Here is a 26,021-nt window from a genome sequence, read left to right on the forward strand (position 1 = left end):
CGTCGTTCACTCATCAGTGCCTGCCCCTCCCGTGGCTTGCGCCTGCGCCATGCAAAAGTCGATAAAGTGACTTTCCGGCATGGGTCGGGCAAACAGAAAGCCCTGGGCAAGGGTGCCACCCAGTTCAATCAGGCGTGCTTGCTGCTCCACCGTCTCTACGCCTTCAAGGACCAGCGTTATATCCAGCGCCCGCGCCAACGCCACTGAACAGCTGATGATCGCGGCGCTTCGGGGTTGGCTTTGCATTTTGTGCACGAACGTGCGGTCGAGCTTGATCTGGTTGAACGGCAGCTCACTGAGCCGATCCAGAGAAGAATACCCTGCACCAAAGTCGTCCATGGCCAAGCCACAGCCGAGCATGCGCAGCCGCACCAGGTTCTCCAGGCTATTGGCAGGCGCACTGAGAAGACCGGATTCGGTAATCTCGAACATCACCCTGCCCGGCGCTACCCGGGCGCGCTTGAGCAGCACCGGTATGCGTTCGGTCAGGGTGTTACAGGCCAATTGTCCAGGGTGCAGGTTGAACGCCAGGTTGACCACCCGCCCTTGCGCCGCCAGCTGTTGGTGCAGCGCCAAGCCCTGTTCAAACAGATGCCAGAACATTCGGTCGATCAGATTGTGCTGTTCCATTACCGTCAGAAAATGCGCAGGCGACAGCACGCCCCACTGTGGATGGGTCCAGCGCGCCAATACTTCCGCCCCGACCAGACGTTGCCCCTCAAGGGTGACTTTGGGTTGGTAGTACGCCTCGAACTCGCCATTATCCAGGCCACGCTGTACGTCGCTTGGAGACGGTAGCTCCGCGGGTGACAGCAACCTTGGCACAGCGTTGCGGTGTGCGTGGTAACGCTTGACCAGCGGGCTGAAACCCTCCAGGTGAAACGGCTTGCCCAGATCACCCAGATACGTCAGCCCGAGGCAGTGGATCATCGCCACAGTGGCCTGACGCAATATCGGGTCCAGTTCGCTGCACAGCACCACCGCCCCGACTTTGCCACTGCTGCTGGCATGACGCAGAAAGGCCAGGCCATCCATACCGGTCATTTTCAGGTCACAAAGAACAATATCGACAAAGCTGCTGGCAGCCAGCATCGCCATGGCTTGATCACCGTCCGCCGCTTGCAAGACAGGACTCGATAGGTGTTTTTCCAGGGCGGTCACGGTGACGAGGCGCTGGAAGGGTTCATCCTCCAGGACCAGAACAGTCAAATCTTGCATTGCAGGTCTACACGCAAAATGGGAGGGAGCAGTGTGCGAGACCCACTTCCGACATCTCCATGGGAGATTTCTCATGCTTCCTAGGAAATTTCCTAAGGTAGACTACAAGAATGTACAGCCCCGCCCTGCCCGGCTAATGGTGTTAACCTTTTACAGCCCAGGTTGTACCGTTCCGTAACAAGCGTTTTCTCAAGGTAAAAATCACACTATGCATAGCGTTCTGATAGTTGACGATCATCCGGTCATTCGACTTGCCGTCAGGGTCCTGCTGGAAAAGCACGGCATGCGCGTGGTGGGTGAAGCAGACAATGGACTCGATGCTGTTCAGCTGGTGCGCGACCTGACGCCACAAGTGGTCGTCCTCGATATTGGTATTCCCAAACTGGACGGGTTTACTGTTATCTCTCGTATCAAAGCCCTGAATGTGCGCAGCGAAATACTGATACTGACTTCGCAACCGGCCGATTCGGTGTGCCGACGCTGTATTCAGCTGGGCGCGCGCGGATTCGTCAATAAAGAAGAAGACCTCGGCAGCCTGATCACCGCGATCAAAGCCGTGGACGCCGGTTATACCTTCTTTCCCGCCCTGACCTTTGACAGTGTCAATCCGGCGGAGCAACTGACTGAGCGCGAACAGATTCAATCGCTGACCGACCGGGAAGTAACAGTATTGCAGTATCTGGCTCAGGGTTACTCCAATAAGCAGATTGGGGAAATGCTCTTTCTCAGCAATAAGACGGTCAGCACCTACAAAACCCGGCTATTGCAAAAACTGGGCGCTACTTCACTGGTCGATCTTGCCGAGTTCGCCAAACGCAATGCATTGACTCCCTGAGCGACACTCAATGACCCTGTAGGAAATTTCCTAGGCCTGCGTCGGCAACGTCCTACTCACTTCTTCCCTGCTCACTCCTAGACTTATCCCAGCTCAACGGTGCACAGATACCGCAGCTGAAAGAGTGTTCCTTTGAGTCCCCTTCAAGGACATCAATTTATAACTAGGAGTGTGAAATGAAACTTAGTACGTTGGCCGGCGCGATCATGGCAGTTTCCCTTGCAGCAACTTCTGCTGTCAGTGTTGCCAAGGATCAGGGGCACGGTGTCATTACCTTCAAGGGCGCAATTATTGATTCGCCGTGCTCCATCGCTCAAGAGTCGCAATACCAGACGGTCGACATGGATCAAATCTCCAACGTCGCCCTGAAAAACGGCGGCAAATCCAACCCGACCCCCTTCAAGATCGAGCTGCGCGGCTGTGAGCTGGGCGCCCTGAAGGCGGCCACCGCGACCTTTACCGGTTCGCCTTCGTCCAACCCTGACCTGCTGGCGCTCAAAGGTACTGCCCAAGGTGCCAGCCTGGCCATCGCCGACCACACCGGCGCGCTGATCAAGCTTGGCAATGCTTCGCCTGCACAGACGCTGTCCAATGGCGACACCTATCTGCAGTTCAATGCCTACCTGCAGGGCGACATGGTTGCCCCGGAAGGCGGCGGCGAAAGCACTGCGGCCGAAATCGTACCGGGCGACTTCGAGACCTTCGCCAACTTCACCCTCGCTTATCAGTAACGTCTAACGTCACTGAAGTACCCCGCAGTACGCACAAACTGCGTACTGCGGGGGAGCTAGCGGAGGTCTAAATGATTCGTTCAACCGCGCTGCTGCTGATGCCGCTGTTTCTGTACGCCTGGGGCCAGCCCGCCAGTGCTGCTGAGCCGCCGATTGGCGGCGCACTCAAGGGGCGCGTGCAACTGGCCGGGAGCATTGTCGATAGTGCCTGCAGCATCCGCGTGGGTAATGACAATCAGACCGTGGCGTTTAAACCCACCGCACTTAATGGGTTAGTGAGCGGCGATAGTTCATCTCAACAATCCCTGAGCATCCATATCAGCGATTGCATCAGTTCCAGTGCGTCCCGCAATAGCGAGCCTGCACAGCGTTTCAAGCTGGCGTTCGAAGGTGAAGCGGAAGGTAAATACTTCGGTATTCAAGGCGGCGCACAAGGCATTGCATTACAGATAAAAGATGAACAAGGAAAGTTGATTTCACCCGGCATGTTACTTGAGCACAGCTCGCTGTCTAGCGACAGCCTGATGCTTAATTACTCGCTGTCACTCGTCGGTAGCGGTCATGCACTGGAAGCAGGCGATTATCACGCCACGATCAAGCTGAGCATTCAGCACTTCTGAACTGCAGACACTCAGTGTGCAGTGTCGCTCAAGGATTTAGTCACGTGAATCACCGTAAGGTACTGGCTACCACGGCGCTGTGTTGTGCCGCGACGTGGGCAAGTGCAGCCGAAGAATTCCAATTCAACACCGATGTACTTGACCTCAAGGATCGCGAGAACCTTGATCTTGGGGTGTTTGCTTCGGCCAACTTCATCATGCCCGGCCAATACAGCCTGATGGTACACGTGAACCGCGATACGTTGACGGAGTTCCCGGTTGATTATTTCCCGAACGCGGATAATCCGAAAAGCAGCGTGGCCTGTCTTTCGCCGGCATTGGTCGAAGAACTGGGTTTGAAAGAATACGTCGTCAAGTCGCTGACCTGGTGGCGCGACGGCACCTGCCTGGACCTCAGTAGCGTTCCGGGCATGCAGGCCCGTGGCAACCTGGGCACTTCCGCGCTGTACCTGAGCATCCCCCAGGACCAGCTGGAATACACCGCGCCCAACTGGGACCCGCCCTCGCGCTGGGACGAAGGCATTTCCGGGGTGCTGTTCGACTACAACCTCAACGCCCAGACCACCGAGCGCAAGCGCGGTAAAGGTCGTAGCGACAACCTCAGCGGCAACGGCACCGCCGGCATCAACCTGGGCGCCTGGCGCTTGCGCGGCGACTGGCAGAGCCAGATGCAACGCAGTGACGACCAGCCGTCCCAAAACGATTTCGCCTGGAGCCGTTTTTATGCGCTGCGCGCCGTGCCGTCGCTGCGCTCGAACCTGATCGTCGGCGAAGACTACCTGGACTCCAACCTGTTCGGCAGTTTCCGCTACACCGGCGTCAACCTGAGCAGCAACGACAACATGCTGCCGCCCAACCTCAGGGGCTATGCCCCGGAAGTCAGCGGCGTGGCCCGCACCAACGCGCGGGTGGTGATTCGCCAGCAAGGCCGGGTGCTGTATGACACCCAGGTGCCGCCGGGCGCATTTCGTATTCAGGACCTTAACGATGCGGTCTCCGGCCAACTTGATGTGCGCGTCGAAGAGCAGGACGGCAGCGTCCAGGAATTTCAGATGGACACCGCCAGCATCCCCTACCTCACCCGTCCAGGCACGGTGCGCTACAAGCTGGCCGCTGGTAAACCCTCCGACTGGGAACATCAGATGGATGGCCCGGCCTTCACTACCGGTGAATTTTCCTGGGGGGTGAGCAACGGTTGGTCGTTGTATGGCGGCGGCCTCGGCGCCAAGGACTATGGCTCGCTGGCTGTCGGTGTGGGTCGCGACCTGATGGCGTTCGGCGCGCTGTCGTTCGACGTCACCCAGTCGCGGGCGACCCTGCCGGAGCGCGACACCCTCAGCGGCAAGTCCTACCGTGCCAGCTATTCCAAGCGTTTCGACGAGTACGACAGCCAGGTCACCTTCGCCGGTTACCGGTTCTCCGAGGAGAACTACCTGAGCATGAACGAGTTCATCGAAGCCCGGCGTGGCAGCCAGCCCCTGAACCAGAGCAAGGAGCTGTACACCGCAACCTTGAGCAAACAGTTTCGCGATTCGGCGCTGAGCGTGTACTTGAACTACAACCACCAGACTTACTGGAACAGCCAGACAAGCGACCGCTACAGCCTGTCGTTGTCGCGCTATTTCGATGTCGGTGGTTTGAAGAACCTCAGCCTGTCGCTGACCGCGTACCAGAACAAGGGGAACGGCACCTCCGATGACGGCGCCTACCTGTCGGTCAGCATCCCCTGGGGCAGCACCAGCTCGTTCAGCTACAGCTCGTCGGTCAACCGCGGCGATACCACCCATAGCCTGAGTTACTACGACCGTATCGATGAGCGCAACCACTACATGCTCAGCGCCGGCAAGGCCTCAAGTGGTGAAACGGCCAGCGGCTATCTGTCCCATGACGGCAATCAGGCGCAGGTCGTTGCCAGCGCCAGTTACCAGGCCGGTGAGTACACCTCGGCCGGATTGAGCCTGCAAGGCGGCGCCACCCTCACAGGCCAGGGCGCGGCCCTGCACCGCAGCAGCATCATGGGCGGCACCCGACTGCTGGTCGACACCCAGGGCGTGGCCGACGTACCGGTACGCGGCAACGGCGGGACTACCCGCACCAACCGTTTCGGCAAGGCAGTAGTCACCGACGTCAACAGCTACTACCGCAATCAGGCCAGCATCGTGCTGGACGACCTGGCCGACGATGTCGAAGCCACCCAGTCCATCACCCAGGCGACCCTGACCGAAGGGGCGATTGGCTACCGCCGGTTCGACGTTATTGCCGGGCACAAGGCCATGGTCATCATTCGCATGGCCGACCGCAGTGCACCGCCTTTCGGTGCCACCGCGCAGAACCGCCGCGGCCAGGAAACCGGCATCGTCGGTGAAGAAGGATCGACTTACCTGAGCGGCATGAAGCCGGGCGAAACCATGTCGCTGCATTGGGGTGGCAGTTCGCGTTGCCGTTTCACCCTGCCCGACCAGGTGGTATCGCCTGAACGACAACTGGAGCTGCTGTGCCAGCCCGTCAGCGAGGCGGACAACCGCGCCGCTTAATCTATTTGCAACAGGTACCTTTATGAACACCAGCTTCAAGCGCAATACCCTGCCCCTGCTCGCCCTGATCGGCGCGTGTACGGCACAAACCAGCCTGGCCGCCGTGTCGCTGGACCGCACCCGGGTAATTTTCACCGGCAGCGAGAAATCGGTCAGCCTCAGCGTCAGCAATCAGAATACCCAATTGCCCTATCTGGCCCAGGCCTGGATCGAGAATGAGCAGGCCGAGAAGATCACCAGCCCACTGGTGGTGGTGCCACCGATTCAGCGCCTGGAAGCCGGGGCCAACAGCCAGGTGAAGATCCAGGGCCTGCCCGAACTGGGCCAGTTGCCTCAGGACCGCGAGTCGCTGTTCTACTTCAACCTGCGCGAGATTCCGCCACGCAGCGATAAACCCAATACCTTGCAGATTGCCCTGCAAACGCGGGTCAAGCTGTTCTATCGCCCTGCGGCGATCGCCCCGAGAGCCGGGATCAACGCAGCGCCCTGGCAGGAAAAGCTGACCCTGACCCGGCAGAACGACCGCTACCTGGTGAACAACCCGACGCCCTACTACGTCACGCTGATCGATGCCACGCCCAACCTCAAGGCCACCAGCGCAACCGACTTCAAACCCCTGATGATCGAGCCCAGGGGCCAGCTTGATCTGGGGGTGAGCAGCAAGGCGCTGGGCGACAGGCCAGTGCTGACCTACGTCAATGACTACGGCGGCCGCCCGCAGCTGCAGTTCAGCTGTGCGGCAAGCACCTGCACCGCCAGCCCCGTCGCCAGCAAACGCTGATATCCGATGATCCATCCACCTGAGGGCAAATCATGATGCCTGGAAGCCGTAGCTGTCTTGCCGCCTTGCTCTGCAGCGCCAGTGTCTCGACCTTGTCTCACGCCGCTGGCAGCCCTGCGCAGACGGCCGAGTTCCAGGTTATCGGTACCTTGCTTGAAAGCGCCTGCTACCTGGATCCCAGCTCCGCCTATCAGACCTTGTCGCTGGGCGATCTGAGTACTGCCCGCCTGGTGCGCATCGGCGATCAGGGCACGCCTGTGGCCCTGCACCTCAAGCTGCAAGGCTGTGTGCGCAGCGACGGTGGCCGCCGTGATGAGCAACAGGGCACCCTGGTCTGGAGCGCGATCGAGCCGGTGGCAGCGCTGGCCTTCAACGCAGTGGCCGATGCGGATACCCCAGAGCTGATCAAGGTAGTCGGCGCCGAGGGCTTCGGCCTGCGTCTGCTTGATGTCCAGGGCAACGACGTACGCCTGGGCCGCACCGCCCCGGCCTGGTTCGTCTCGCCCGGCGACAGCCAGCTGACCTATTACATCCGCCCTGAGCGCACCGCGGCGCCATTGCGCGCGGGCGCCTTCCGCGCCAGCCTCAATGTGAACCTGGCGTATGACTGAGGCCCCTGCAATGACTGTCGCACGTCGCGCACTGCTGGCCACGCTGCTTGGCTGGGCATCCATGACCCAGGCTAACGAGCAGATGGTGGTGACCATCAAAGGTGTCGTCTATGCGGCGATTCCTTGCGTGATCAATAGAAACGCGCCCATCAGTGGCCCCTTTGGCGATGTGCAGACCGCCGGCATCGATGGCAACTACAAGACCATCACCCTGGAGTACGCACTCGATTGCAGCCGCTCGGCGAGCAACGAGCTGCGTATGCAGGTGCGCGGTGACTCTGCTTTCGATCCGGCACTGCTGAGGGTCCGCGAGCATGACAACCTCGGCATCGCCCTGATAAAGGACGGTCACCGACTTGCGGTCAATACCTGGGAGGACTTCGACACGCGCAAACAGCCGGTGCTGCAAGCCGTGCTGGTCAAACGTGAAAACAGCGAAATCAAGGCCGGCGCGTTCAACGCCAGCGCAACCCTGGTGGTGGATTATCGATGAACACCCTCTATCGCAGGCTGGCAATACTCTCAGTCGCAGCCCTGCCCCTGCCATGCATTGCTGCGGACAACCTGCAGTTCAGCGGCACCCTGCTGGCCCCGCCCGGCTGCACCGTCAGCGACAAGGGTGGGCGTATCGAGGTGCGCTTCGAGCGCAATATCGCCGTCAACCGCATCGATGGCGAACTCTACCGCCAGGCGATTCCCTATCAGATCGAATGCCCGGGTGCCGCCAACGCGGGCATCACCTGGCACATGCGTCTGACCCTCAAGGGCGCAGACGCCCATTTCGAACCTGCGGCGCTGAAAACCTCGGTAAACGACCTGGGCATCAAGGTACTGCTTGGCGGTACCCCACTGATTCCCAATCAACCCCGAGAGATCGATGTCAACGCATCGACACCGCCGGTGCTGGAAGCCGTACCGGTAAAACTTACCGGGGCGGCGCTGCCCAGCACTGACTTTACCGCTTCGGCGCTGCTGATGGCCGAGCTCTACTAGGAGGATCTATGGGCAAGTGGGCCATGACCCTGAGCGCTTGGGTCGCCGCCAGCCTCTGGTTGCCTGCGCTACAGGCAGCAGAAGACAACCTGTACTTCTCCGGCACCCTGGTGAATGAGCCTTGCGTGCTGGCCGAGGAAGACGAGTTGATCAAACTGGACTTCAAAAGCGTGATCGACAAAGACCTCTACCTCAACGGCAGAACCAAGGGACGCCCCATCGAGCTGCGCCTGAAAAACTGCGACCTGGACGTCGGTAAACGCATGGTCAGCATCACCTTCAGCGGTAACGAAAGCAGCGAACCGCCGGGGCTACTGGTGCTTCAGAGCACCACCGTACAAGGCCTGCTGGTGGGGCTGGAGACAACGGGTGGCACGGCATTGCCGTTGCACAAGAGCCACCGCATGGGCGAATTGGCCAGTGGCGATAACCTGATCAGTTTCAATGCTTACCTGCAAGGCGAACCCGAGACCATAGCCAATCGCAGCCTTGGGTTGGGCGACTTCGAAGCCTCCATGACCTTTGCCTTGAGTTACGAGTGATCACCATGAAAAACCTTGCACCACTGCGCTGCGCAACGCCCTGGCAGCGGTCCTGCTCTGCGCCAGCGCACTTCAGGCACAGGCCATCATCATTACAACAACGGACACTCAGATGGCCTGAACACCCCCGCTGGATATCACCTCGACCTTGAGTACCCGCGGAACAGTGACCCCGGGGCCGTTTCCGGCTCCACGGTGATCACTGTTTCTGCGCCTTGAGCTGTGGTGTGTGTCTGTATGTCTGTGGGAGCGGGCTTGCCCCGCGATGCGATGTGACTTGGAAATCGCATCGCGGGGCAAGCCCGCTCCCACCGTATGGTGTGTTAACGCATAGCCAACTGCATCGACATCTGCCGGCGGCGATACGCCGAATCCCGGCTCGCCAGCCAGTAATACAGCGGCGAGGTCACCAGCAGACCAACCAGCCACGACAGGTCGGCACCATCGATATACGCCGAGACCGAACCGACATACAACGGCGTATTCATGAACGGAATCTGCACCACAATACCGATGGCATAAGCCAGCAACGCCTGCGGGTTGTAGCGGCCATAGATACCGCCATCAACGCGGAAGATCGAATCGATGTCGTACTTGCCCTTGTGAATCGCATAGAAGTCGATCAGGTTGATCGCCGTCCACGGCACCAGCACCACCAACAGGGCCAGGACCATATCGACAAAGTGCCCGATAAAGTCCGCCGAGGCGCCAATCGCCGCTACACAGCAGCCACTGAGCACCACCAGCGACAGCACTGCACGGCTTTTGGCGGTCGGAATCCAGCGGTGGGCGAAAGTCTGCACCAGGGTGATCAGTGAAAGCACCGCGCCATACAGGTTAAGCGCGTTATGGCTGATCACGCTGAGCAGGAACAGCACCAGCATCAGCGGGCCAATGCTGCCGGTGGCCAGTTTGACCGCATCCATGGTGTCCATGCCTGCCGGAGTGGCCAGCACTGCCACCGCACCGAACACGAACGACAGGCTCGAACCCAACGCCGAACCCAGGTAGGTAGCCCAGAAGGTCGAAGCCACACCAACGTCCTGCGGCAGGTAGCGCGAATAGTCCGAGACATACGGGGCAAAGGCGATCTGCCAGAGCGCCGCCAGCGATACGGTGGCCAGCCAGCCGGAAATGTTGAAGCTGCCACGGGTGAGGAAGTCAGCGGTCTGGATGTGGGTGAGGATGTAGCCGAAACCCAACACGATGCCCACGCCCAGCACCCAGGTGCCAATACGGTTGAGCACATGGATGAAGCGGTAGCCAATGATGCCGATGATCCCTGATCCCAGGGCGCCAATGACGATACCCACCGGCACCGGCACGCTGTCGACTACGCCATGCAGCGACTTGCCGGCCAGGACAATGTTGGAAGCGAAAAAGCCGATGTACATCACCCCGGCAATCACCACCACCAGCAGTGCACCCAAGGAGCCGAACTGGGCCCGGCTCTGGATCATCTGCGGAATGCCCATCTGCGGGCCTTGCGCCGAATGCAGCGCCATCAGCACGCCGCCGACCAGATGGCCAACGAGGATGGCGATGATGCCCCAGACCAGGTTCAGCCCGAACAGCTGCACGCCCAGGGCGCCGGTAACAATCGGCAGCGGCGCGATGTTGCCGCCGAACCAGAGGGTAAACAGATCTCTCACCTTTCCATGGCGATCTTGTGGGGGCACGTATCCGATCGTGTGTTTTTCGATAAGCGGAGCGGATGTTGCGGTGGTCATGACGAACTCCAAGGCAAGGATGAGTACGTGGACGTACTTCGATCGCGCCGGCACGAAAGGCGCTTTCTTGTAGGAGTGATCATGAGCAATGCGCGAAGCCAGGAAAATTACTAAATATGTTCCTTCAGACCTTAAAAAATATTGCCGGGCGCTTTTTTCGTCTGCAGAGCACGCGGCGGCGCGCCATAAGTGCGGCGGAACAAACGGCTGAAATGCGCTTGATCGTAGAAACCCAGGTCCAGGGCAATTGCGCTCAATGACTGGCCCGCCAGCACCCGTGGCAAGGCGCGTTCCAGACGCAGCTGGGTCAACCATTGTTGGGGTGGCAGCCCACAATGGTTGCGAAAGCGGCGCAGCAGTTGCCAGGGGCTCAAATCGACGAACGCGGCCATTTCTTCAAGACCTGGCGGCTGATCCAGGCGTGATTCCAGCCAGTCGCGCAGCTGTCGCCAACGCTGCGGATCGAAGCCGTTGCCGGGCTCACTGACCTTGAGGGTCGAACCCAGCCCGAGCAACAACGCCAGGGCTTCCCACAGCTGGCTCTGAAATGCCAGCGAGTCCTGCTGCTGATGCAAACCATTGAGTAGCTGTTGCAGCTGCGGATGACGTAACTGCGCGGCGTTGAGGACCGGCAAGCCCTGACGGCCGTCGCTCAAGTCACGACTGACACCGGCCAGCCAACCCGGGTCAAGGGTCAGGATGCGAATGCCATAGCCCTGGTCGTTGGCACTGGCGCCGTCGTGAACGTGCTCCGGCGCCATCAGCAGGATGTCCCCTGCTCCGGCCAGCTGCTGCTCGCCGCCCGCGGCATAGCGCTGCTGGCCGGCGACCATCAGGCCGATGTGATACTCCAGGTGAAAGTGCCGCGGAAAGGCAAATTGCTGGTAGCGCGCATCGATCAGGCGTACGCCTGGATGCCCGGGGGCTTGATGGATGACGCTATCCAACTAGCAAGCCGCCCGCCACTGGCGGATCTGATCGATGGTCGCGGTGACGCCGCCACAGACGATCACCAGCACCTTCTGGTGCTGCTTGAGCGCTGCTGTTGGCGCATAAGCCAGGGCCAACGCCGCACCGCAGGCCGGTTCGACCAGAATGCGCTGGTCAGCAAGGAACCGCTCGCAAGCATCGAGTGCCTCGCGGTCGCTGATCACGTGGCTATGCACCGGACGCTCCTGCGTCCACTGGAATGCACGCTGGCACACCTGCTTGGCTGCCAGGGAGGTGGCCACAGTGTTGACGCTGTCCAGCGCGACCAGCTGCTTCTGTGCCATGGCGGCGGCCAGCGAGGCCGCACCTGCGGTTTCTACCGCGAACACCGGCACCTGCCCCCAAGCGTTGCGGGCCAGGCCTTCGCAAACGCCGGAGAACAAACCGCCGCCGCCAACCGAGAGCACCACGGCATCCGGCTTGAGGCCGCTGGCGGCGACTTCATCGATCATGCTGGCATGGCCCTGCCAGAGCAGCGGGTCATCGAAGGGATGGATGTAGGCATCGTCGTCGCCGAGCAGCGACAGCGCCAGGGCGTTGGCCTCGTGCCAGGCTTTGCCATGGACGATGACTTCGGCCTGTTCCTGGCGGATCAGCTGTTTGGCGCGCTCGGTGGTGGTTTCCGGCACCACCACCGTAACCGCCAGGCCCAGACAGCGACCGGCGTAGGCGACGGCGATCCCGGCATTACCGCCTGACGACGACACGAAACGGCGCTTGCCCTGTTTGGCATAGGCCTCACAGGCAGCGCCAATACCGCGCAACTTGAACGAGCCCGAGGGCTGCAAGGCATCCAGTTTCAGCCAGACGTCCAGGCCACTGGCCAGGCTCAGCGGGCGGGATGCCAGCAGCGGGGTTTCGATATGCAGGCTCATGCGCTTACTCCATGTAGGGAACAACTCCAGCGTACGCTGATCACGCCGGGCGATCTTGTACAAAATTGCGCATTCCCCCGAACCTCAAGCTTTGATGGCCGGTGGGAGCGGGCTTGCCCCGCGATTGCGGTTTGTCAGTCACACTGCATCGCGGGGCAAGCCCGCTCCCACCGGAGGGTATTCCAGATAGTTGTCAGCTTTGGCGGCGTCGTTCGCGCAACTGGCGCTTCAACCTGCGCATCGGCGGCGCATACAGAAAGCCGAACGACACACTGTTATCCCGCCCCTTCAGCGCATGGTGGAGCAAGTGCGCCTTGTACAAACGCTTGAGGTATCGGTTACGCGGTCGCGGTTTGAACGGCCAGTGCCGGTGCACGATGCCGTCATGCACGATCACGTAGATCACCCCGAACGCCGCCACCCCTGCCCCGACCCACTGCAACGGCGCATGCCCGGCGCGGCCGATAGCCACCAGGGCGAAGGCGATCAGCGCCAGGGCCAGCAGGTAGACGTCGTTGGTTTCCAGCGCCCCCAGGTGCGGCTCATGGTGCGAGCGGTGCAGGAACCAGCCCCAGCCATGCATGATGTAGCGATGCGCCAGGTAGCCGATGCCCTCCATGGCCGTCAGGGTGCAGAGAAAAACAGCGAGGTTGAGGATCATGGCGACATCTATCGACTGGTGGGCACAAACGGCCAAGAGCCTACCATTTTGACCCGCCCGGCAGGAGGCATTTCGTCACGCTATTGGCGCACGGTCACCGTCGCTGTGGTGCCGGCGCGCAGGTTGTCCTTGCCGGCATAGCCGGGATCAATCTCGATCCGTACCGGTATGCGCTGGGCCAGTTTGACCCAGGTGTAGCTCGGGTTGACGTTGGCCAGCAGGCGGCTGCCCGGGGCATTTTCGCGATCGGTGATCGCGTAGGCGATGCTTTGTACCTTGCCTTCGAAGTGTTCACCGCTCATCAGTGCGATCTGCACCGAATTGCCTATCTGGATGCGCGGCAGCTTGGTTTCCTCGAAATAGCCACTGACATAGAACGAACTGCTGTCCACCAGGGCCAGCAACGGACCACCAGCGCTGGCGTAGTCGCCCTGACGGGTCAACAGGTTGGTGACGTAGCCACTGACCGGCGCATAGATACGCGTGCGCTGCAGGTCCAGTTCCGCCTGGGTCAATGCTGCGGTCGCCAGCTGTACGTTGGCGCTGGCCAGGCTCAGGTTGGCTTGCCCGCGCATCAGCTCGGCCTGGGCGACGGCAACATCGGTGCTGGCCTTTTCCCACTCTTCGCCGGAGATCGCCGCGGTTTGCTTCAAGGTGCGCCGCCGCAGCTCTTCGCTCTGACGCTGCTTGAGCGAGGCCTGGCTGGCGATAATCGCCGCCTGGGCCAGGCCTTCGCTGGCACGGGCGACTTCGATGGCGCGACGGGCATGTTCGACCGCCAGGGCATAACGGTCCGGGTCGATTTCCAGCAGCAGCTCGCCCTTGTCCACGTGCTGGTTGTCGGCGACCCGCAGGGCGACGATGCGCCCGGCGACATCGGCCGACAGTGTCACCACGTCCGCCCGCACCCGCGCATCGCGGGTCCAGGGGGCACGGGTGTAGTGCTCCCAGGCGAACCAGCCAAGGATCAGCGCCAGCGCCACGATTGCCAGGGTCGACGCCTGGGCCACAAGTTTCTTCACCGTTTCAGCTCCCCATGAACAGGATGATCAAGGCACAAATGCAGGTGTACAACGCGCCCTCGAACAAGGCCGGGTGCCACACCCGCTGCATCACGCCCAGGCGCTGCAACAGCCACAACAGGGCAAACAACAGCGGCATGGCCAGCAACAGCGCCTGGGCAATCGGCGGCAGGTAAACACCGCCGACTTCAAAATCAATGGGCAAGGGCTGGCTCTCCTTCGGCGGCGGGATCAAGGTAGCTGTTGTAGTGACGCAGGAATCCGGCGATCACCAGCAGCGCGACGCGAATGCGAAACAGCGAACGCAACTGCTCGGCCGCTGCCGCGAATTGCTCGCTGTGCAGGGCATCGAGTTCTTCGCCCAACGCTTGCAGGGTGTCGAGCAGCACCGTCAGTTGCCCCCGGGTGCGCCCGGCCACATAGCGACCGGTGTCGCGCAGCACCTGTTCCAGGCGCGTACGGGTGCTTTCGGTGAGCAACAGGTTAGCCCGCCCCTGCTCCTGCAACTGGCGCAACGCCACACCCAGGGCCATGCACGCCAGGTTGACTTCAAACAGCCCCTTTGAACGGGCGTCCTGTGTGGCGGGCAACAGGCCGATGATCAGCGTCAGGCGGTCAACCATGCGGCTTTCAAAAGCGAACTGGCGCTCATCGGAGCTCGGCCCCTTGAGCAAGGCATAGACCTGTTCGCGGGTCTCACTGAACAACCGTTCGATACGCAACTGCGGGTTGAACGGAAACAGCCAGGCATACACCAGCAACGACAATACCCCGCCGCATACATAGGCGCCGGCAAACTCGAACCACTGAATCGCAGTGTTCTGCCAGGCGCCGATGTTCTGCGGCCCGAACAGCAGGAAACTGGACAAGCCCAAACCCATGCCGATCCCCGCAGTCATTGGCGTCGACAGCCCGACCGCAACCACATACAGCAACGGCAATAACAACAGCGCGAGCATTTCGAAATCGACCACCTGGGGGATCAGCCAGAACTGGTACAACGCCGAGACCAACAATGCCATGCCCAAGCCGCGCACGTAGTTCTGTGCCGCCATCAACGGACGCGGAAAGGTCGCCATCAGTGAACAGAGAATGCCTACCAGAATGACCCCGGCGCGGGCTCCGTCCCACGCCGTCTCGATCCAGATCAGCCCGGCGACCAGCAAGGCAACAAAAGCACGACTGGCGTTCATCGCCGCCAGACGAAAATCCAGATGCAACGGATTGGTACGCGCCTGGCGGTACAGACAGTCGCCCGCACGGCCTTCCTGAATGGCGTCGCTGAGTTCGAGCATTTCACTCAGTTGCTCAAGCAACCTGGCCTGCTCCCAACGCAACGCCCATGCCAGGGAGCGCAAGGTCGGCGGCAGATCGGGCGCCAGTTGCTCGGCTTGCAGGGCGGCTTGATCAAAACGCCGCTGCAGGGCGCTGAAGTGTTCCCGCGCACTGGCGGGCATGGCCCTGCCCTGTTGCGCCAGTTGATCGAGAAACGCCAGTTCGTCGCTGAGCAACTGGTTGATGAAATCTGGATACGCGCCCTGCCAACGTTCAGCGATCATCAGCTTCTGATTACGCAGCACGGTCAGCCGCGAGCTGAGCAGCACCAGCTGGTTGCCCAGCAGTTGCACTAGGTCGTTGGCGCTGCGCAGGTGTGGGGCATCGAAATACAGGTGGCGGCGCAAACCTTCCAGGGCGCTGATCTCACCGAGGATCTGCATCTGTCGCTGGCTGAAGGCTGTGGCGCTTTCTTCGCCGCGAATGGCTGCAGCAGCATGCGTGGCCATCAGCTTGATCAGGTTGTCGACTTTACCGAAGTAACCTGTGGCCACCGCCTGCGGCCGGGCACTGAGCAGGCTGACTGCGCACACGCAGGCCACCGCCAGCAGGGTTTCGGTGACCCGGGTAATGGCCAGCATCAGGGTATTGTCCTGCTCGGGGATTGCCAGCATGGCCACCACCACGGCGGTAAAGCCGCTGAGCACGAAGGCATGCGAACTGGTATAGCGCAGCAAGGTGCCGCCAGCGGTGCACAAGGCCAGCCACAGCGCCAGGGTGACAATGAACGGCAACGGCGCCTGGGGAAACAGCGCCATGATCAGCACCGCCACCGCGGCCCCGACGGCGGTACCCACCACCTGGGCGAAGCTGCGTTGCAAGGTCATGCCGCCCAGCGGCTGGCTGACGATAAACACCGCCATGATCGACCATTTCGGTTGGTCGAGGTCGAAGATAAAGGCCAGGTACAGGGTCAGCAGACAGGCAACGATGGTCCGCAGGGCAAAACGGAAGGTGTCCGGCCCCGGATGCACAACCATCTTGAAATAATTGATCAGTGGCTGCATACCGCTCCCTCACCGCGCCGTGATGCTTACCTTAGCCACAGCGGCGGGCCGGCGGAAGCGGCGTTCACACACTACAGCGTTGCAAATCCGGAACAGTGGCGATCCAGTGGGTTGGGGAAGCAATTGTCATGAAAACAACCTTGACCCTGCTGCTTTTGGACGTTAGTTTCTCGCCCGCATTTTTGCATGCCTATACAGGAGTCCTGCATTGGACAGTAGCTCTAGTCGATTGCGACAGGTTCATACGGCGCGCTAGTTCAGCAGACTCTTTCTGCCACTGCCCCGCCGTACATGGTGGTCAGTGGTGCCTCACATCCTCAGCGGATACGACGCTTCATTCTCCCTTCCTGCAAGCCCGACACGATTGTTCGTGGCCCTGGCCTGTGACCCTGCGCAATCCATTTATTCATACCTGCATCGTCTGCGTTCGATGCGTTGCGGCCTTGCGCCGTGGATTCGAGGTTTGTCATGGATTGGAAAGTATTTCTCCTGCGCGTCACCGTCGCGCTCGTACTGGGCGCCCTGATCGGCGCGGAACGTCAACTGCGCCAACGCCTGACCGGCCTGCGCACCAATGCCCTGGTCAGCACCGGCGCCTGCCTGTTCGTGCTGATGACCCAGGCCGTGCCAGGCATGGCCGCCACCGATGCTTCGCGTATTGCCGCCTATGTGGTGTCGGGCATCGGTTTTCTCGGCGGAGGCGTGATCATGCGCGATGGCCTGAATGTGCGCGGTCTGAATACGGCCGCAACGCTGTGGTGCACCGCTGCTGTCGGGGTGCTGTGCAGCATGGGGCTGCTGCTGGAGGCGGCAGTCGGCAGCTGTGTGGTGCTCTGTGCCAACATCCTGTTGCGCGACATTGCCCAGCGCCTGAACCATCAAGAGGTGCTGCCGGCCAATGAAGCCGAGCAGCGTTTCGAGGTGCGCATCACCTGCCGCGCCGAAGACGAAATCCAGGTGCGCAGCCTGATGCTGCACAGCTTCGGCAGTGGCGGTCTGCGCCTGCAGTCACTGCACAGCGAAGACCTGGCCAACCCGGCGAAACTGGAAGTGCGCGCCGAGCTGCTCGGCAGCCCCGACGCGCCGACCCAGCTGGAACGCCTGGTCAGCCGGGTGAGCCTGGAAAAAGGCGTCAGCTCCGTGCGCTGGCAGGTACACGAACTGACGGCCGACTAACGGCGATCATCTGAAAGCGGGGTTGGCTGATCGGGTTCCGGCAAGCGTGTGTTTTCATCCGGGGCATCGGGCAGGCGTTCGATGTCCTGCGGGTGCTCACGCCGTTGCGGGTCGCCATCGACGTTGGGATCGGTGACTGGATCATGTTCACGTTGCGGATCGTTCAGTGGATCCTTCCACAGCGGATCATTTTCAGGACGTGGATGGCTCATGGCAGCTACCTCTTCAGACCGGCCCGGAGAAATCCGGGCCTTGATGTTTCGAGGCTGCGGCCTTGTCCCCGGTGCCGTCTGGGCGATCAACGGTTGCCCAGCGAAAATATCCTCAATGCCCAGCAAAATCCGCTGCAGGGCCTGACGCCCGAAGGGGTAACCTGTAGCAAAATAATCAGCCAGAGGTGCACTGTGGCGTCCTATACCTTGCGTCAGTTGAAGTATTTCGTCACCACCGTGGAGTGCGGCAGCGTCGCCGAGGCGTCGCGCAAGCTGTACATCGCGCAACCGTCGATTTCAACCGCAATCAAAGGCCTGGAAGACAGCTTCGGCGTGCAGCTGTTTATCCGCCATCACGCTCAGGGCGTATCGCTTACCCCCGGTGGCGCACGCTTCTATCGCAAAGCCTTGGAACTGCTGCGCATGGCCCGCGAGTTCGAACAGAACGCCCTGGCCGATAACGACGTGGTTTGCGGACAGATCGATATCGGCTGTTTCGAGACCGTCGCCCCGCTCTACCTGCCACGCCTGATCAAGGGCTTTCGCGAGCGCTTTCCGGGGGTCGAAATCCGCCTGCAGGACGGCGAGCAGCAGGAGCTGGTGCAAGGCCTGACGGGCGGCCGTTACGACCTGGCGATCTTCTACGATCATGACCTGGACAGCACCATCGAGACCGAAGCGTTGATGGCGCCGCAACGGCCCTACGCCTTGCTGCCGGCCGGGCATCGTTTTGCCGAGCAGGCGCAGGTGTCGCTGCGTGATCTGGCGCTGGAGCCGATGATCCTGCTGGATGTGCAGCCCAGCCGTACCTATTTCGTGAGCATTTTCGAAGAGCTGGGGCTGAGCCCGAACATTATCTTCAGCTCGCCTTCAATTGAAATGGTGCGCGGCATGGTCGGCCAGGGCTTTGGTTTTGCGCTGCTGGTTACCCGGCCACACACCACCAGCACCTATGATGGGCAAGAGCTGGTCTGTGTGGAACTGGCTGAAGATGTTACCGGCTCCGGTCTGGTGGCCGGCTGGTTGAAGCGTGCGCAGCTGACCAAGCCTGCGCAGTTGTTTGTCGATTACTGCAAGGAGCAGTTTGCGGCCTGGCTGGTATAAGCATCAACAGCATCGCGGGGCAAGCCCGCTCCCACCGAGGCTCACACGGTGGGAGCGGGCTTGCCCCGCGATCATTTCAGCGCGCAGCCTGTTATCAATTGCTGCAAAGGTACTCGGCCAAGCGGTCCATCAGGCGGTCGCAGGCCGCCACTTGCTCGACACTGACGAATTCGTCGGGTTTGTGGCCCTGGTCCATACTGCCGGGGCCACAGACCACCGCCGGGATCCCGGCCTGGTCGAACAAACCACCTTCGGTGCCAAAGGCCACGGTGCTGAAATCATCGCTGCCACACAGTTGCGCCACCAGCTGCGCGGCGGCGCTTTCAGGCGCGGTGGCCAGGCCCGGATAGGCCGAAATCGGCTCAAAGCGAATCGCCGTGTCGGCCTTGACCGCCTGCATGGCCGGCAACAGCGTCTGCTCGGCGTAGCTTTGCAGTTCATCGACTACCGCTTGTGGCTCGAACGCCGGCAAGGCGCGCACCTCAAAGTCGAAGCGACAATCCGCCGGCACGATGTTCAGCGCCATGCCGCCCTGGATCACCCCGACCTGCACCGTGGAGAACGCCGGATCAAAACGTTCATCGTGGTGCTCCGGTGCGGCCAGGCGCTGGCCGATCTCACCCAGGCGACCGATCAGGCGCGCCGCCTGTTCGATGGCGTTCACGCCATACGGCGCATAGGCCGAATGGCACGGTGCGCCATGCACATGGCAACGCATCGCCAGCTTGCCTTTGTGACCCAGCACCGGCTTGAGTTCTGTCGGCTCGCCGATCAGGCACAGGGCCGGCTGTGGGATACGTTGCGGCAGCACTTCCAGCAGACTGCGCACCCCCAGACAACCCACCTCTTCGTCATACGAAAACGCCAGATGCACAGGGCGACGCAGCGGACTGGCAAGAAACACCGGCACCGCGGCCAGTACCGAAGCCAGATAGCCTTTCATGTCCGCCGCGCCACGGCCATAGAGCTTGCCATCGCGCTCGCTGAGGGCGAACGGCTCAACCGTCCAGGGCTGACCGTCCACCGGCACCACATCGGTATGCCCCGACAGCACCACGCCGCCCGCCACTGCCGGCCCGATACTGGCCAGCAGGTTGGCTTTGCTGCGCTCGGCGTTGTAGATCAGCTCGCAACTCACCCCCAGACCTTGCAGGTAGTCGCGCACGAACTCGATCAACTGCAGGTTCGAATCGCGGCTGACCGTGGCAAAGCCGATCAGCCTGGCCAGCAAGGCGCGGCTGCGCAGCTCACTCATCGCCCGGCACTCCATAGCTCGGGGCCAGGGTCGGGTTCAGGGCGCGGGTCAGGTAGTCCTGCAGCTGTGGCTCATAGGCGCTCCAGAGCTTCTGCAGTTCGCCGATAGGGTTCTCGTCGGCCCAGTCCACGCGCAGATCGACGATCGGCCAGACCAGCTCGCCAACCACCGACAGCGCCGCCGAATGCACCGCCCCCGCCTCGCCGCCGGCGTCCTGCCCGGCTTGCAGTGCGCTCAGCAAGCGCGCCGCCAGGCAGCCTTCGCTGTTCTCGAAGGCTTCGACCATGCGCTCGATCACCGCGCTGTTGGCCAGCAGGTTGCCAGCGGCCACACATTGCTCACCGGCCAGGGCGTTGTGCGTGCCCAGGGCATGATTGCCACTGAACACCGCTGTACGTCCTTGCGCATCGACCACCGCTACCTGACGGTACTGGCTGTAGCCGTTGCGGGTCAGTGCGTGGTCCAGCGCCTGGTGCGGCGCCAGCCCTTCACCCAGGGCATCGAGCACCTGCGGCCCGAGGGCCGGCAAGGTGATGTTCTGGCTCGAAACCGCACCGACACCGGAACGCAGCCAGGGGCAACGGGCACCGACGGCAATGCTCGACGAACTGATGGCAATCCCCAGCTGGCCGGTTTCGGCGCAGCGACCGACGATGGAAAAGGTCATGGCACGCTCCTTATTCGGGGATGACTGCGATCACGTCGATTTCCATCAGCCACTGCGGCTGACCCAGGGCGCTGACAACCAGACCGGTAGAGATCGGGAATACGCCCTTGAGCCATTTGCCGACTTCCTGGTACACCGGCTCGCGGTAGCGCGGGTCGATCAGGTAGGTGGTGGTCTTGACGATATGGCTCAGGTCGCTGCCCGCCTCTTCGAGCAGTTGCTTGACGTTGCGCATGGCCTGTTCGGCCTGGGCCCGTGGATCACCGAGACCCACCAGCTGGCCGTTGAAATCGGTACCGACCTGGCCACGCACATACACGGTGTTGCCGGCGCGGACCGCCTGGCACAGGTCGTTGTCCAGGGTCTGGTTCGGGTAGGTGTCTTTGGTGTTGAACATGCGGATACGAGTATGAGTAGGCATCAACGGACTTCCATAAGGCTGGCGGACTGAATGTGGGTTACGGGGGTTTCGGCCTGGCGTTGCGAGGCATCCCGGTAATCGAAATAGGCGCGTTGCTTGATGATGTGTTCAGCGATATGCCGGGCGTCGTGCCACACACCCCAGATAAAGGCCGAGCCACGACGTGCCAGCCAAGGCAGGCCGACGAAGTAGATACCCGGTTCGCTGGAAACGCCGCGCTGGTGCTGCGGCTTGCCGTCGGCCTTGAAGGCGTCAACCTGCAACCAGTTGTAATCGACCGAATAACCGGTGGCCCAGATGATCGTGGTGATGCCGGCCTTGGCCAGGTCCAGCTCCAGGATCGGGTTACTGATGCAGTCTGGGTCCGGCAGCATGATCCGTGCTTCCGGCTCTGGCGGCAGGTCCAGGCCATTGGCGGCGATATACGCGTCGGCGGCGTCCAGCAAGGCGAGGTAGTTTTCGTCGCCGCGGGCAATGTTTTCCGCCAGGTTCGATTCGAAACTCACCACGCCGTTGTTGATCGCCTTGGTCAGGCCAACCAGGGTCATGCCCTGCTGGGCCAGGCGGCGGAAGTCCACGGTATGACCGCCACGCGCACCACTGACGGCAATGGTCACGTGCTCTTTGCCGGGCTGTACGCCCTCGGCGTCCCACAGGCCGAGTACACCCAGCCACCAGCAGAAGTCGCGGTTGCGATAGGCGCGTGGTGGACGATCATGGGCGCCGACCGAGAGGTAGACCTGCTTTCCGGCACGCTGCAGCTCATCGGCAATCTGTACACCTGAAGAACCGGCGCCCACCACCAGCACAGCGCCTTCGGCCAGTTGCTGAGGGTTGCGGTATTCGGCGGAGTGCATCTGGTAAACCTTGCCGTCTGCAGGCGCGATCGCCGGAATCACCGGGCGCTGGAACGGGCCAGTGGCAACCACGACGTTTTTGGCTTCGATCACTCCATCAGAGGTTTCCACGGTGAAGCCAGGGCGACCGACATTACGCTCTACCTTGGTCACCTCGACGCCGGTGCGTACCGGGGCGTTGAATTTTTTCGCGTAGGCTTCGAAGTAATCGGCCACCTGGTCCTTGCCGGCGAAGGCATCGGGATCGAGGCCGTCGAATTCCAGGCCTGGGAAGCGGTCGTGCCAGGCCGGGCCATTGGCAACCAGCGAATCCCAACGACCGGTACGCCAGGCTTCGGCGATACGGTTGCGCTCCAGAACCAGGTGCGGCACGCCGAGTCGGCTCAAGTGTTCGCTCATCGCCACACCGGCTTGACCGGCGCCGACTACGAGCGTGTCTATTGCTGTTTTATTGTTTGTCATCGCTGCGCCCTACTGAGGTTTCCCACGCGGATCGTCGTGGGTGGGTGTAGGTCGCATTCTGTGCAAAGGATGGAAATGACGAAATTATGATTTTTGTGGTTGCTGGCAAGCAAAAAGCTGCAACGCCGGAAATTTCATTGATCCAGGGCGGTTGGCGGGGGTTGGTGCTGACAATGCGCTAGCCCCGCGGCGGCTGAAATGCGCGGAATTTTACTCTCCTGCTCCAAATATCCCTTGGACCGCTTTGTTCAAGGAATCAACTTTATTTAATACCTCCTGAGTTTTTGACTGCCCTGGAGATGGCGAAGAGGATGTACTGTTCGACAATCCTCCGCAGGCACTAAAACAGTTTTTTGCCATGCTGCCACAGGTTTCAAAGCACGATGTTTTTCCTTGGCAGGTCATCGCGCACTGTGAATATTGCTGATTGCACGTGCTATTGCACTGGGTCGTCGGGTTTTTCTGTGCAGAAGGTTGCGATTGCGGAATTGGCGATTTCGGGTTGGCGCACCGCGCGGGGCAGTCGTACGTCGAGTAACAGGCATTACTGCAGGCGGCGATTTTTGAGGCAGTTGGGGCGTTTGAACAGGCGTTCAGGCAGTCATGCTTGCCGCCTTCGCACAGTTTGATACAGTCCGCCGATTGCGCGGCTGGCGAAAATAAAACAAAAACAAGCAGCACCAACGCTAAAAAATCAGCCCCCCATTTATCGGGGATGAACCGCCGTTTTACCCTGTGAATACCCATGATTAAATCCCTCCTGAACAGGAGCGCTTAACTTTTCCGGGCATGGGTTGTTAACATTGAGTTCCGCAGCAATATATACAATCCACCGGTAGAGACTGCCAATATTGTTTGTGAATTGTGGATATAGCAGAGGCGGATATAGCAGGCCTTGCGGCGTGCCTCACCTTTTGTATCGGACAGTACAACCATGCCCACCACCCTCCGTTGCGCCCGCGACGACGACGCAGACCTGCTCCCGGCTATCGAACGTTCTGCCGCGCAAGCCTTCCTTGCCTGCGAAGGCCTGCAGTGGATCGCCAGCGAAGACGTGCTCAGTGCCGCGCAGCATCGCGCATTTATCGCTGCGGGCCATAGCTGGGTAGTGGTTGACGAACAGGATCGTCCACAGGGCTTTCTCTGTGGCCAGGCCTGTGGCGAGGACTGGCACATCGTTGAGCTGTCGGTGGCGCGAGCGCTGCAAGGCCGAGGACAAGGTCGCCGGTTGATCGCCACGGTCAGCGCCTGGGCGCAAGCGCAAGGCTTTACCGGGCTGACCTTGACCACCTTCGCCAGCGTGCCATGGAATGCGCCCTTCTATGCACGCCAGGGCTTTGAGTGGCTCGACGCGCAAAGCTGCAGCGATTTCCTGCAACGCCAATTAGCTGCCGAACAGGCTCACGGGCTGACTGACCGGTGCGCGATGCGTCTGAAACTTCAGGGCGCGTCGTGAAAAACTACTGCGCCAGTTTTTCAGCCTGACGTAGCTGTGCCTCCAGCTTGCCGATCAGCTGCAACTGCTGACGCAATTCGGTGACCCGCTCGGCCAGGCTCAGCGCCAGGTTCTGGTTCTGCTTTTCCAGCTCGCCCCGCGAACCATTGAGCTGCGCCAGGTTCACTTCCAGCCCCTGAATTTGCGCCTGGCGCCGCTCGCTTTGGGTTTTGAGCGTGCGCTGGGCATCCTTGAGCGTACGGATCTGTACCAGCAAGCCTTCGTTGTCACGGTTCAGGCGCGTCAGTTCGTCCTGCTTGACGATCATGGTCTGCTGCAACTGCCGCAGTTCGACCTGAAGCTGCTGCACCTGCTCGTCTTTGTCGGCCAGGCGCAGGTTCAATTCGCCAACGGCCTGATTGAGTGTGGCGTTGCGGGTCTGTTCAGTCTGCAAGGTACTGCGTGTAGTAGCCAGCGCGGCGGACTCACCGGCCAAGGCTGCGGCCTGGATTTCATGCTGCTGTTGCAGCGCTGCCAATGCCTGCTGGCTGATCTGTACCTGGCCCAGCAGCGTTTGCCGCTCCGCCTCGAACGTACTGCGTACTTCCTCGATTCGCGCCTCCCCTTCCTCACGCAACTGCTCGGCCAGTTGCTCGACCAGTGTTGCCAGCGCATCGCTGAGATTCGGCGTGCTCAATGGCTGTGCTGGGTACTGGTTGTCGAGTTCCTTCAGGTAGCGATGAATGGTGGTTTTCGACCCGGTGTTGCCGAGTTCGATACGTACCGCGTCGATACTGGGATGTACACCACGGGCCAGCAGCGCCTGCCGTGCCTTGTGCACGACAGCCTTGTTGATTCCGCCTCGGGCCATGGTTGCTCCTGCTATTTCGTAATGTGGTACGTACTATGTTTTTACATGGTATCTCAATGCCTGAAAGGATGCTGTAGAAAGTCGTTTCTGAGATTGAATAATCACGGCTTATCGCATCTGAGATGCAATTTTCGCGGCTTTCGAGGTATCGCTGAACAGAATGTCAGCGCCTGCGGCGCAGGTAGCTTTCCAGCGGGTCTTTGCTCAGCCCTTCCTGGGCTTGGGCCACCGAGTCGATGAACAGCGAAAACAGCTCCGACTGCTTGGCGATATCAAGCTTGGCGTAGAGGTGCTTGCGGTGGGTCTTGACGGTGTCCTCGCTGATACCAAGGCGTTCGGCGAGTGAGCGGATGGAATGACCGCGGAGCATGTATTGAGCGACCAGGCACTCACGCTCGGTCAACAAGGAAGAGCCGAACTTGGTCAGCGCTGCGTTGATCTGCCGGCCAAGCGCGCTTTCAAAGCGACCGCCGAGCGAGTCAGCATCAAGGTCGCCCCAATGCCGGCGCACTACCGCCAGCACCCAAGGGGCAATACGCTTGAGTTCGTCGACCTGTTGCCGGCTCATGCGACAGGTGCTCGCCAAGGCGACTGCAATCGTCAGTTTCGGCCCGAGCGGCACGATGTAGTTGAGCTCGTCTTCAAGACGCGCATGCTGGTAGAACGACAGATAATATTCGCTACGCTTGAAGTGGTCCGGTGCTACATCGCTCAGCCGGTAACAGCCTGGCGCGATGCCCTCCATACTGGCCCGGTAGAACGGGCACAGCAGGTAGAAGCCCTCAAGGTATTTGCGCACATTGCCTTCTGGCATCCATGGCCCCTCCTCGTCGCGCTCGAACAATGCCGAAGGCAGGCCTTCATGAGGAAACAGGAACACGGTGATGGCATGGGCGGGCGCCAGGGAGTTGAGCGCTGCGAACAACGACTCGACAAACCCTGACGTCCCGATGCAGTCGACCACATGAGCGATCTGCTGGAACCACTCTTCGGATTGAAGCCGGTTACTGCCCATCTTGCGTCTCACCTCCTGCATCGGGAATGCCGAGGTAATACAGCATCGGCGCTGAAGCATT

At 60.9% G+C, this 26,021-nt stretch carries 28 protein-coding genes; 12 read left to right on the top strand and 16 right to left on the bottom strand.

What is annotated here, in order from left to right; translation table 11 throughout:
- Positions 1–6 precede the first annotated feature (6 nt).
- Entirely contained in the window at positions 7–1,218 is a 1,212-nt protein-coding gene (locus AC07OF_RS09625) for an EAL domain-containing response regulator (protein ID WP_495072792.1), read from the bottom strand.
- A 208-nt stretch (positions 1,219–1,426) separates the two neighbouring features.
- Here AC07OF_RS09625 and AC07OF_RS09630 point away from each other — a divergent pair, with 208 nt between their 5' ends.
- From AC07OF_RS09630 to AC07OF_RS09670, 9 genes are all read left to right on the top strand, one after another.
- Positions 1,427–2,053: a response regulator transcription factor gene (locus tag AC07OF_RS09630; protein WP_157192660.1), complete on the top strand. Its 627-nt coding sequence runs from the start codon at positions 1,427–1,429 to the stop codon at positions 2,051–2,053.
- 176 nt (positions 2,054–2,229) lie between these two features.
- Positions 2,230–2,784 (top strand): fimbrial protein, encoded by a 555-nt coding sequence (locus AC07OF_RS09635; RefSeq protein ID WP_157192661.1) that lies wholly within the window; start codon positions 2,230–2,232, stop codon positions 2,782–2,784.
- Positions 2,785–2,855: 71 nt separating this feature from the next.
- Entirely contained in the window at positions 2,856–3,404 is a 549-nt protein-coding gene (locus AC07OF_RS09640) for a fimbrial protein (RefSeq protein ID WP_157192662.1), read from the top strand.
- Positions 3,405–3,448: 44 nt separating this feature from the next.
- Positions 3,449–5,938: an outer membrane usher protein gene (locus AC07OF_RS09645; RefSeq protein WP_495072793.1), complete on the top strand. Its 2,490-nt coding sequence runs from the start codon at positions 3,449–3,451 to the stop codon at positions 5,936–5,938.
- Positions 5,939–5,960: 22 nt separating this feature from the next.
- Complete coding sequence (locus AC07OF_RS09650) at positions 5,961–6,719, top strand: fimbria/pilus periplasmic chaperone (RefSeq protein ID WP_495072794.1); 759 nt, start codon at positions 5,961–5,963, stop codon at positions 6,717–6,719.
- A gap of 32 nt (positions 6,720–6,751) precedes the next feature.
- A complete protein-coding gene (locus AC07OF_RS09655) occupies positions 6,752–7,330 on the top strand; it encodes a fimbrial protein (protein ID WP_157192665.1) in 579 nt (192 codons plus the stop codon).
- A gap of 10 nt (positions 7,331–7,340) precedes the next feature.
- Positions 7,341–7,823: a fimbrial protein gene (locus AC07OF_RS09660; protein WP_495072795.1), complete on the top strand. Its 483-nt coding sequence runs from the start codon at positions 7,341–7,343 to the stop codon at positions 7,821–7,823.
- Entirely contained in the window at positions 7,820–8,323 is a 504-nt protein-coding gene (locus tag AC07OF_RS09665; protein WP_157192667.1) for a fimbrial protein, read from the top strand. Before AC07OF_RS09660 ends, AC07OF_RS09665 begins: the two co-directional genes overlap by 4 nt.
- Positions 8,324–8,331: 8 nt before the next feature.
- Complete coding sequence (locus tag AC07OF_RS09670) at positions 8,332–8,865, top strand: fimbrial protein (RefSeq protein ID WP_157192668.1); 534 nt, start codon at positions 8,332–8,334, stop codon at positions 8,863–8,865.
- A 323-nt stretch (positions 8,866–9,188) separates the two neighbouring features.
- On the opposite strand, the gene AC07OF_RS09675 is transcribed toward AC07OF_RS09670, so the two are convergent.
- From AC07OF_RS09675 to AC07OF_RS09705, 7 genes are all read right to left on the bottom strand, one after another.
- A complete protein-coding gene (locus AC07OF_RS09675; RefSeq protein ID WP_342622214.1) occupies positions 9,189–10,595 on the bottom strand; it encodes a purine-cytosine permease family protein in 1,407 nt (468 codons plus the stop codon).
- A 131-nt stretch (positions 10,596–10,726) separates the two neighbouring features.
- On the bottom strand, positions 10,727–11,542 hold the full coding sequence (locus AC07OF_RS09680) for an AraC family transcriptional regulator (protein ID WP_157192670.1): 816 nt from the start codon (positions 11,540–11,542) through the stop codon (positions 10,727–10,729).
- The gene (locus AC07OF_RS09685) at positions 11,543–12,460 is read right to left on the bottom strand and encodes a pyridoxal-phosphate dependent enzyme (RefSeq protein ID WP_495072796.1); all 918 of its coding nucleotides are present in this window, start codon (positions 12,458–12,460) and stop codon (positions 11,543–11,545) included.
- A 193-nt stretch (positions 12,461–12,653) separates the two neighbouring features.
- The gene (locus tag AC07OF_RS09690; RefSeq protein WP_157192672.1) at positions 12,654–13,121 is read right to left on the bottom strand and encodes a sterol desaturase family protein; all 468 of its coding nucleotides are present in this window, start codon (positions 13,119–13,121) and stop codon (positions 12,654–12,656) included.
- Positions 13,122–13,201: 80 nt separating this feature from the next.
- A complete protein-coding gene (locus AC07OF_RS09695; RefSeq protein WP_495072797.1) occupies positions 13,202–14,143 on the bottom strand; it encodes an HlyD family secretion protein in 942 nt (313 codons plus the stop codon).
- A gap of 4 nt (positions 14,144–14,147) precedes the next feature.
- Complete coding sequence (locus AC07OF_RS09700; protein WP_101293556.1) at positions 14,148–14,348, bottom strand: DUF1656 domain-containing protein; 201 nt, start codon at positions 14,346–14,348, stop codon at positions 14,148–14,150.
- On the bottom strand, positions 14,338–16,485 hold the full coding sequence (locus AC07OF_RS09705) for an FUSC family protein (RefSeq protein ID WP_495072798.1): 2,148 nt from the start codon (positions 16,483–16,485) through the stop codon (positions 14,338–14,340). Before AC07OF_RS09705 ends, AC07OF_RS09700 begins: the two co-directional genes overlap by 11 nt.
- A 468-nt stretch (positions 16,486–16,953) precedes the next feature.
- Between AC07OF_RS09705 and AC07OF_RS09710 the strand changes: the two genes are divergently transcribed.
- Positions 16,954–17,661: an MgtC/SapB family protein gene (locus tag AC07OF_RS09710; protein WP_191832550.1), complete on the top strand. Its 708-nt coding sequence runs from the start codon at positions 16,954–16,956 to the stop codon at positions 17,659–17,661.
- Here AC07OF_RS09710 and AC07OF_RS09715 read toward each other — a convergent pair.
- On the bottom strand, positions 17,658–17,873 hold the full coding sequence (locus AC07OF_RS09715; protein WP_157192677.1) for a hypothetical protein: 216 nt from the start codon (positions 17,871–17,873) through the stop codon (positions 17,658–17,660). The two genes, AC07OF_RS09710 and AC07OF_RS09715, sit on opposite strands and share 4 nt — an antisense overlap.
- A 192-nt stretch (positions 17,874–18,065) precedes the next feature.
- Between AC07OF_RS09715 and AC07OF_RS09720 the strand changes: the two genes are divergently transcribed.
- Positions 18,066–18,977: a LysR family transcriptional regulator gene (locus AC07OF_RS09720; protein WP_038616624.1), complete on the top strand. Its 912-nt coding sequence runs from the start codon at positions 18,066–18,068 to the stop codon at positions 18,975–18,977.
- Positions 18,978–19,071: 94 nt separating this feature from the next.
- Here the strand turns inward: AC07OF_RS09720 and argE are convergent, their stop codons facing one another.
- The 5 genes from argE to AC07OF_RS09745 form a co-directional block, all read right to left on the bottom strand.
- Positions 19,072–20,232, bottom strand: a complete 1,161-nt coding sequence (gene argE / locus AC07OF_RS09725) for an acetylornithine deacetylase (RefSeq protein ID WP_495072799.1) — start codon at positions 20,230–20,232, stop codon at positions 19,072–19,074.
- Positions 20,225–20,899, bottom strand: coding sequence for a DUF1028 domain-containing protein (locus tag AC07OF_RS09730; RefSeq protein WP_038611119.1), 675 nt, complete (start codon positions 20,897–20,899; stop codon positions 20,225–20,227). The genes argE and AC07OF_RS09730 overlap by 8 nt, the downstream gene beginning before the upstream one ends.
- Before the next feature lie 10 nt (positions 20,900–20,909).
- Complete coding sequence (locus AC07OF_RS09735; protein WP_003201555.1) at positions 20,910–21,320, bottom strand: RidA family protein; 411 nt, start codon at positions 21,318–21,320, stop codon at positions 20,910–20,912.
- Positions 21,320–22,639 (bottom strand): flavin-containing monooxygenase, encoded by a 1,320-nt coding sequence (locus AC07OF_RS09740; RefSeq protein ID WP_342622222.1) that lies wholly within the window; start codon positions 22,637–22,639, stop codon positions 21,320–21,322. The genes AC07OF_RS09735 and AC07OF_RS09740 overlap by 1 nt, the downstream gene beginning before the upstream one ends.
- 210 nt (positions 22,640–22,849) lie before the next feature.
- Positions 22,850–23,386 carry a hypothetical protein gene (locus AC07OF_RS09745; protein WP_495072800.1) on the bottom strand — a complete coding sequence of 179 codons (537 nt, stop codon included), beginning with the start codon at positions 23,384–23,386 and terminating at the stop codon, positions 22,850–22,852.
- A 187-nt stretch (positions 23,387–23,573) separates the two neighbouring features.
- Between AC07OF_RS09745 and AC07OF_RS09750 the strand changes: the two genes are divergently transcribed.
- Entirely contained in the window at positions 23,574–24,095 is a 522-nt protein-coding gene (locus AC07OF_RS09750) for a GNAT family N-acetyltransferase (RefSeq protein ID WP_495072801.1), read from the top strand.
- A gap of 4 nt (positions 24,096–24,099) precedes the next feature.
- Here AC07OF_RS09750 and AC07OF_RS09755 read toward each other — a convergent pair whose 3' ends face one another.
- Complete coding sequence (locus tag AC07OF_RS09755; protein WP_157192682.1) at positions 24,100–24,945, bottom strand: DNA-binding protein; 846 nt, start codon at positions 24,943–24,945, stop codon at positions 24,100–24,102.
- 163 nt (positions 24,946–25,108) lie between these two features.
- Positions 25,109–25,960 carry a helix-turn-helix transcriptional regulator gene (locus AC07OF_RS09760; protein WP_157192683.1) on the bottom strand — a complete coding sequence of 284 codons (852 nt, stop codon included), beginning with the start codon at positions 25,958–25,960 and terminating at the stop codon, positions 25,109–25,111.
- Positions 25,961–26,021: the final 61 nt, after the last annotated feature.

Source organism: Pseudomonas sp. GW821-FHT10B02 (assembly GCF_059415665.1).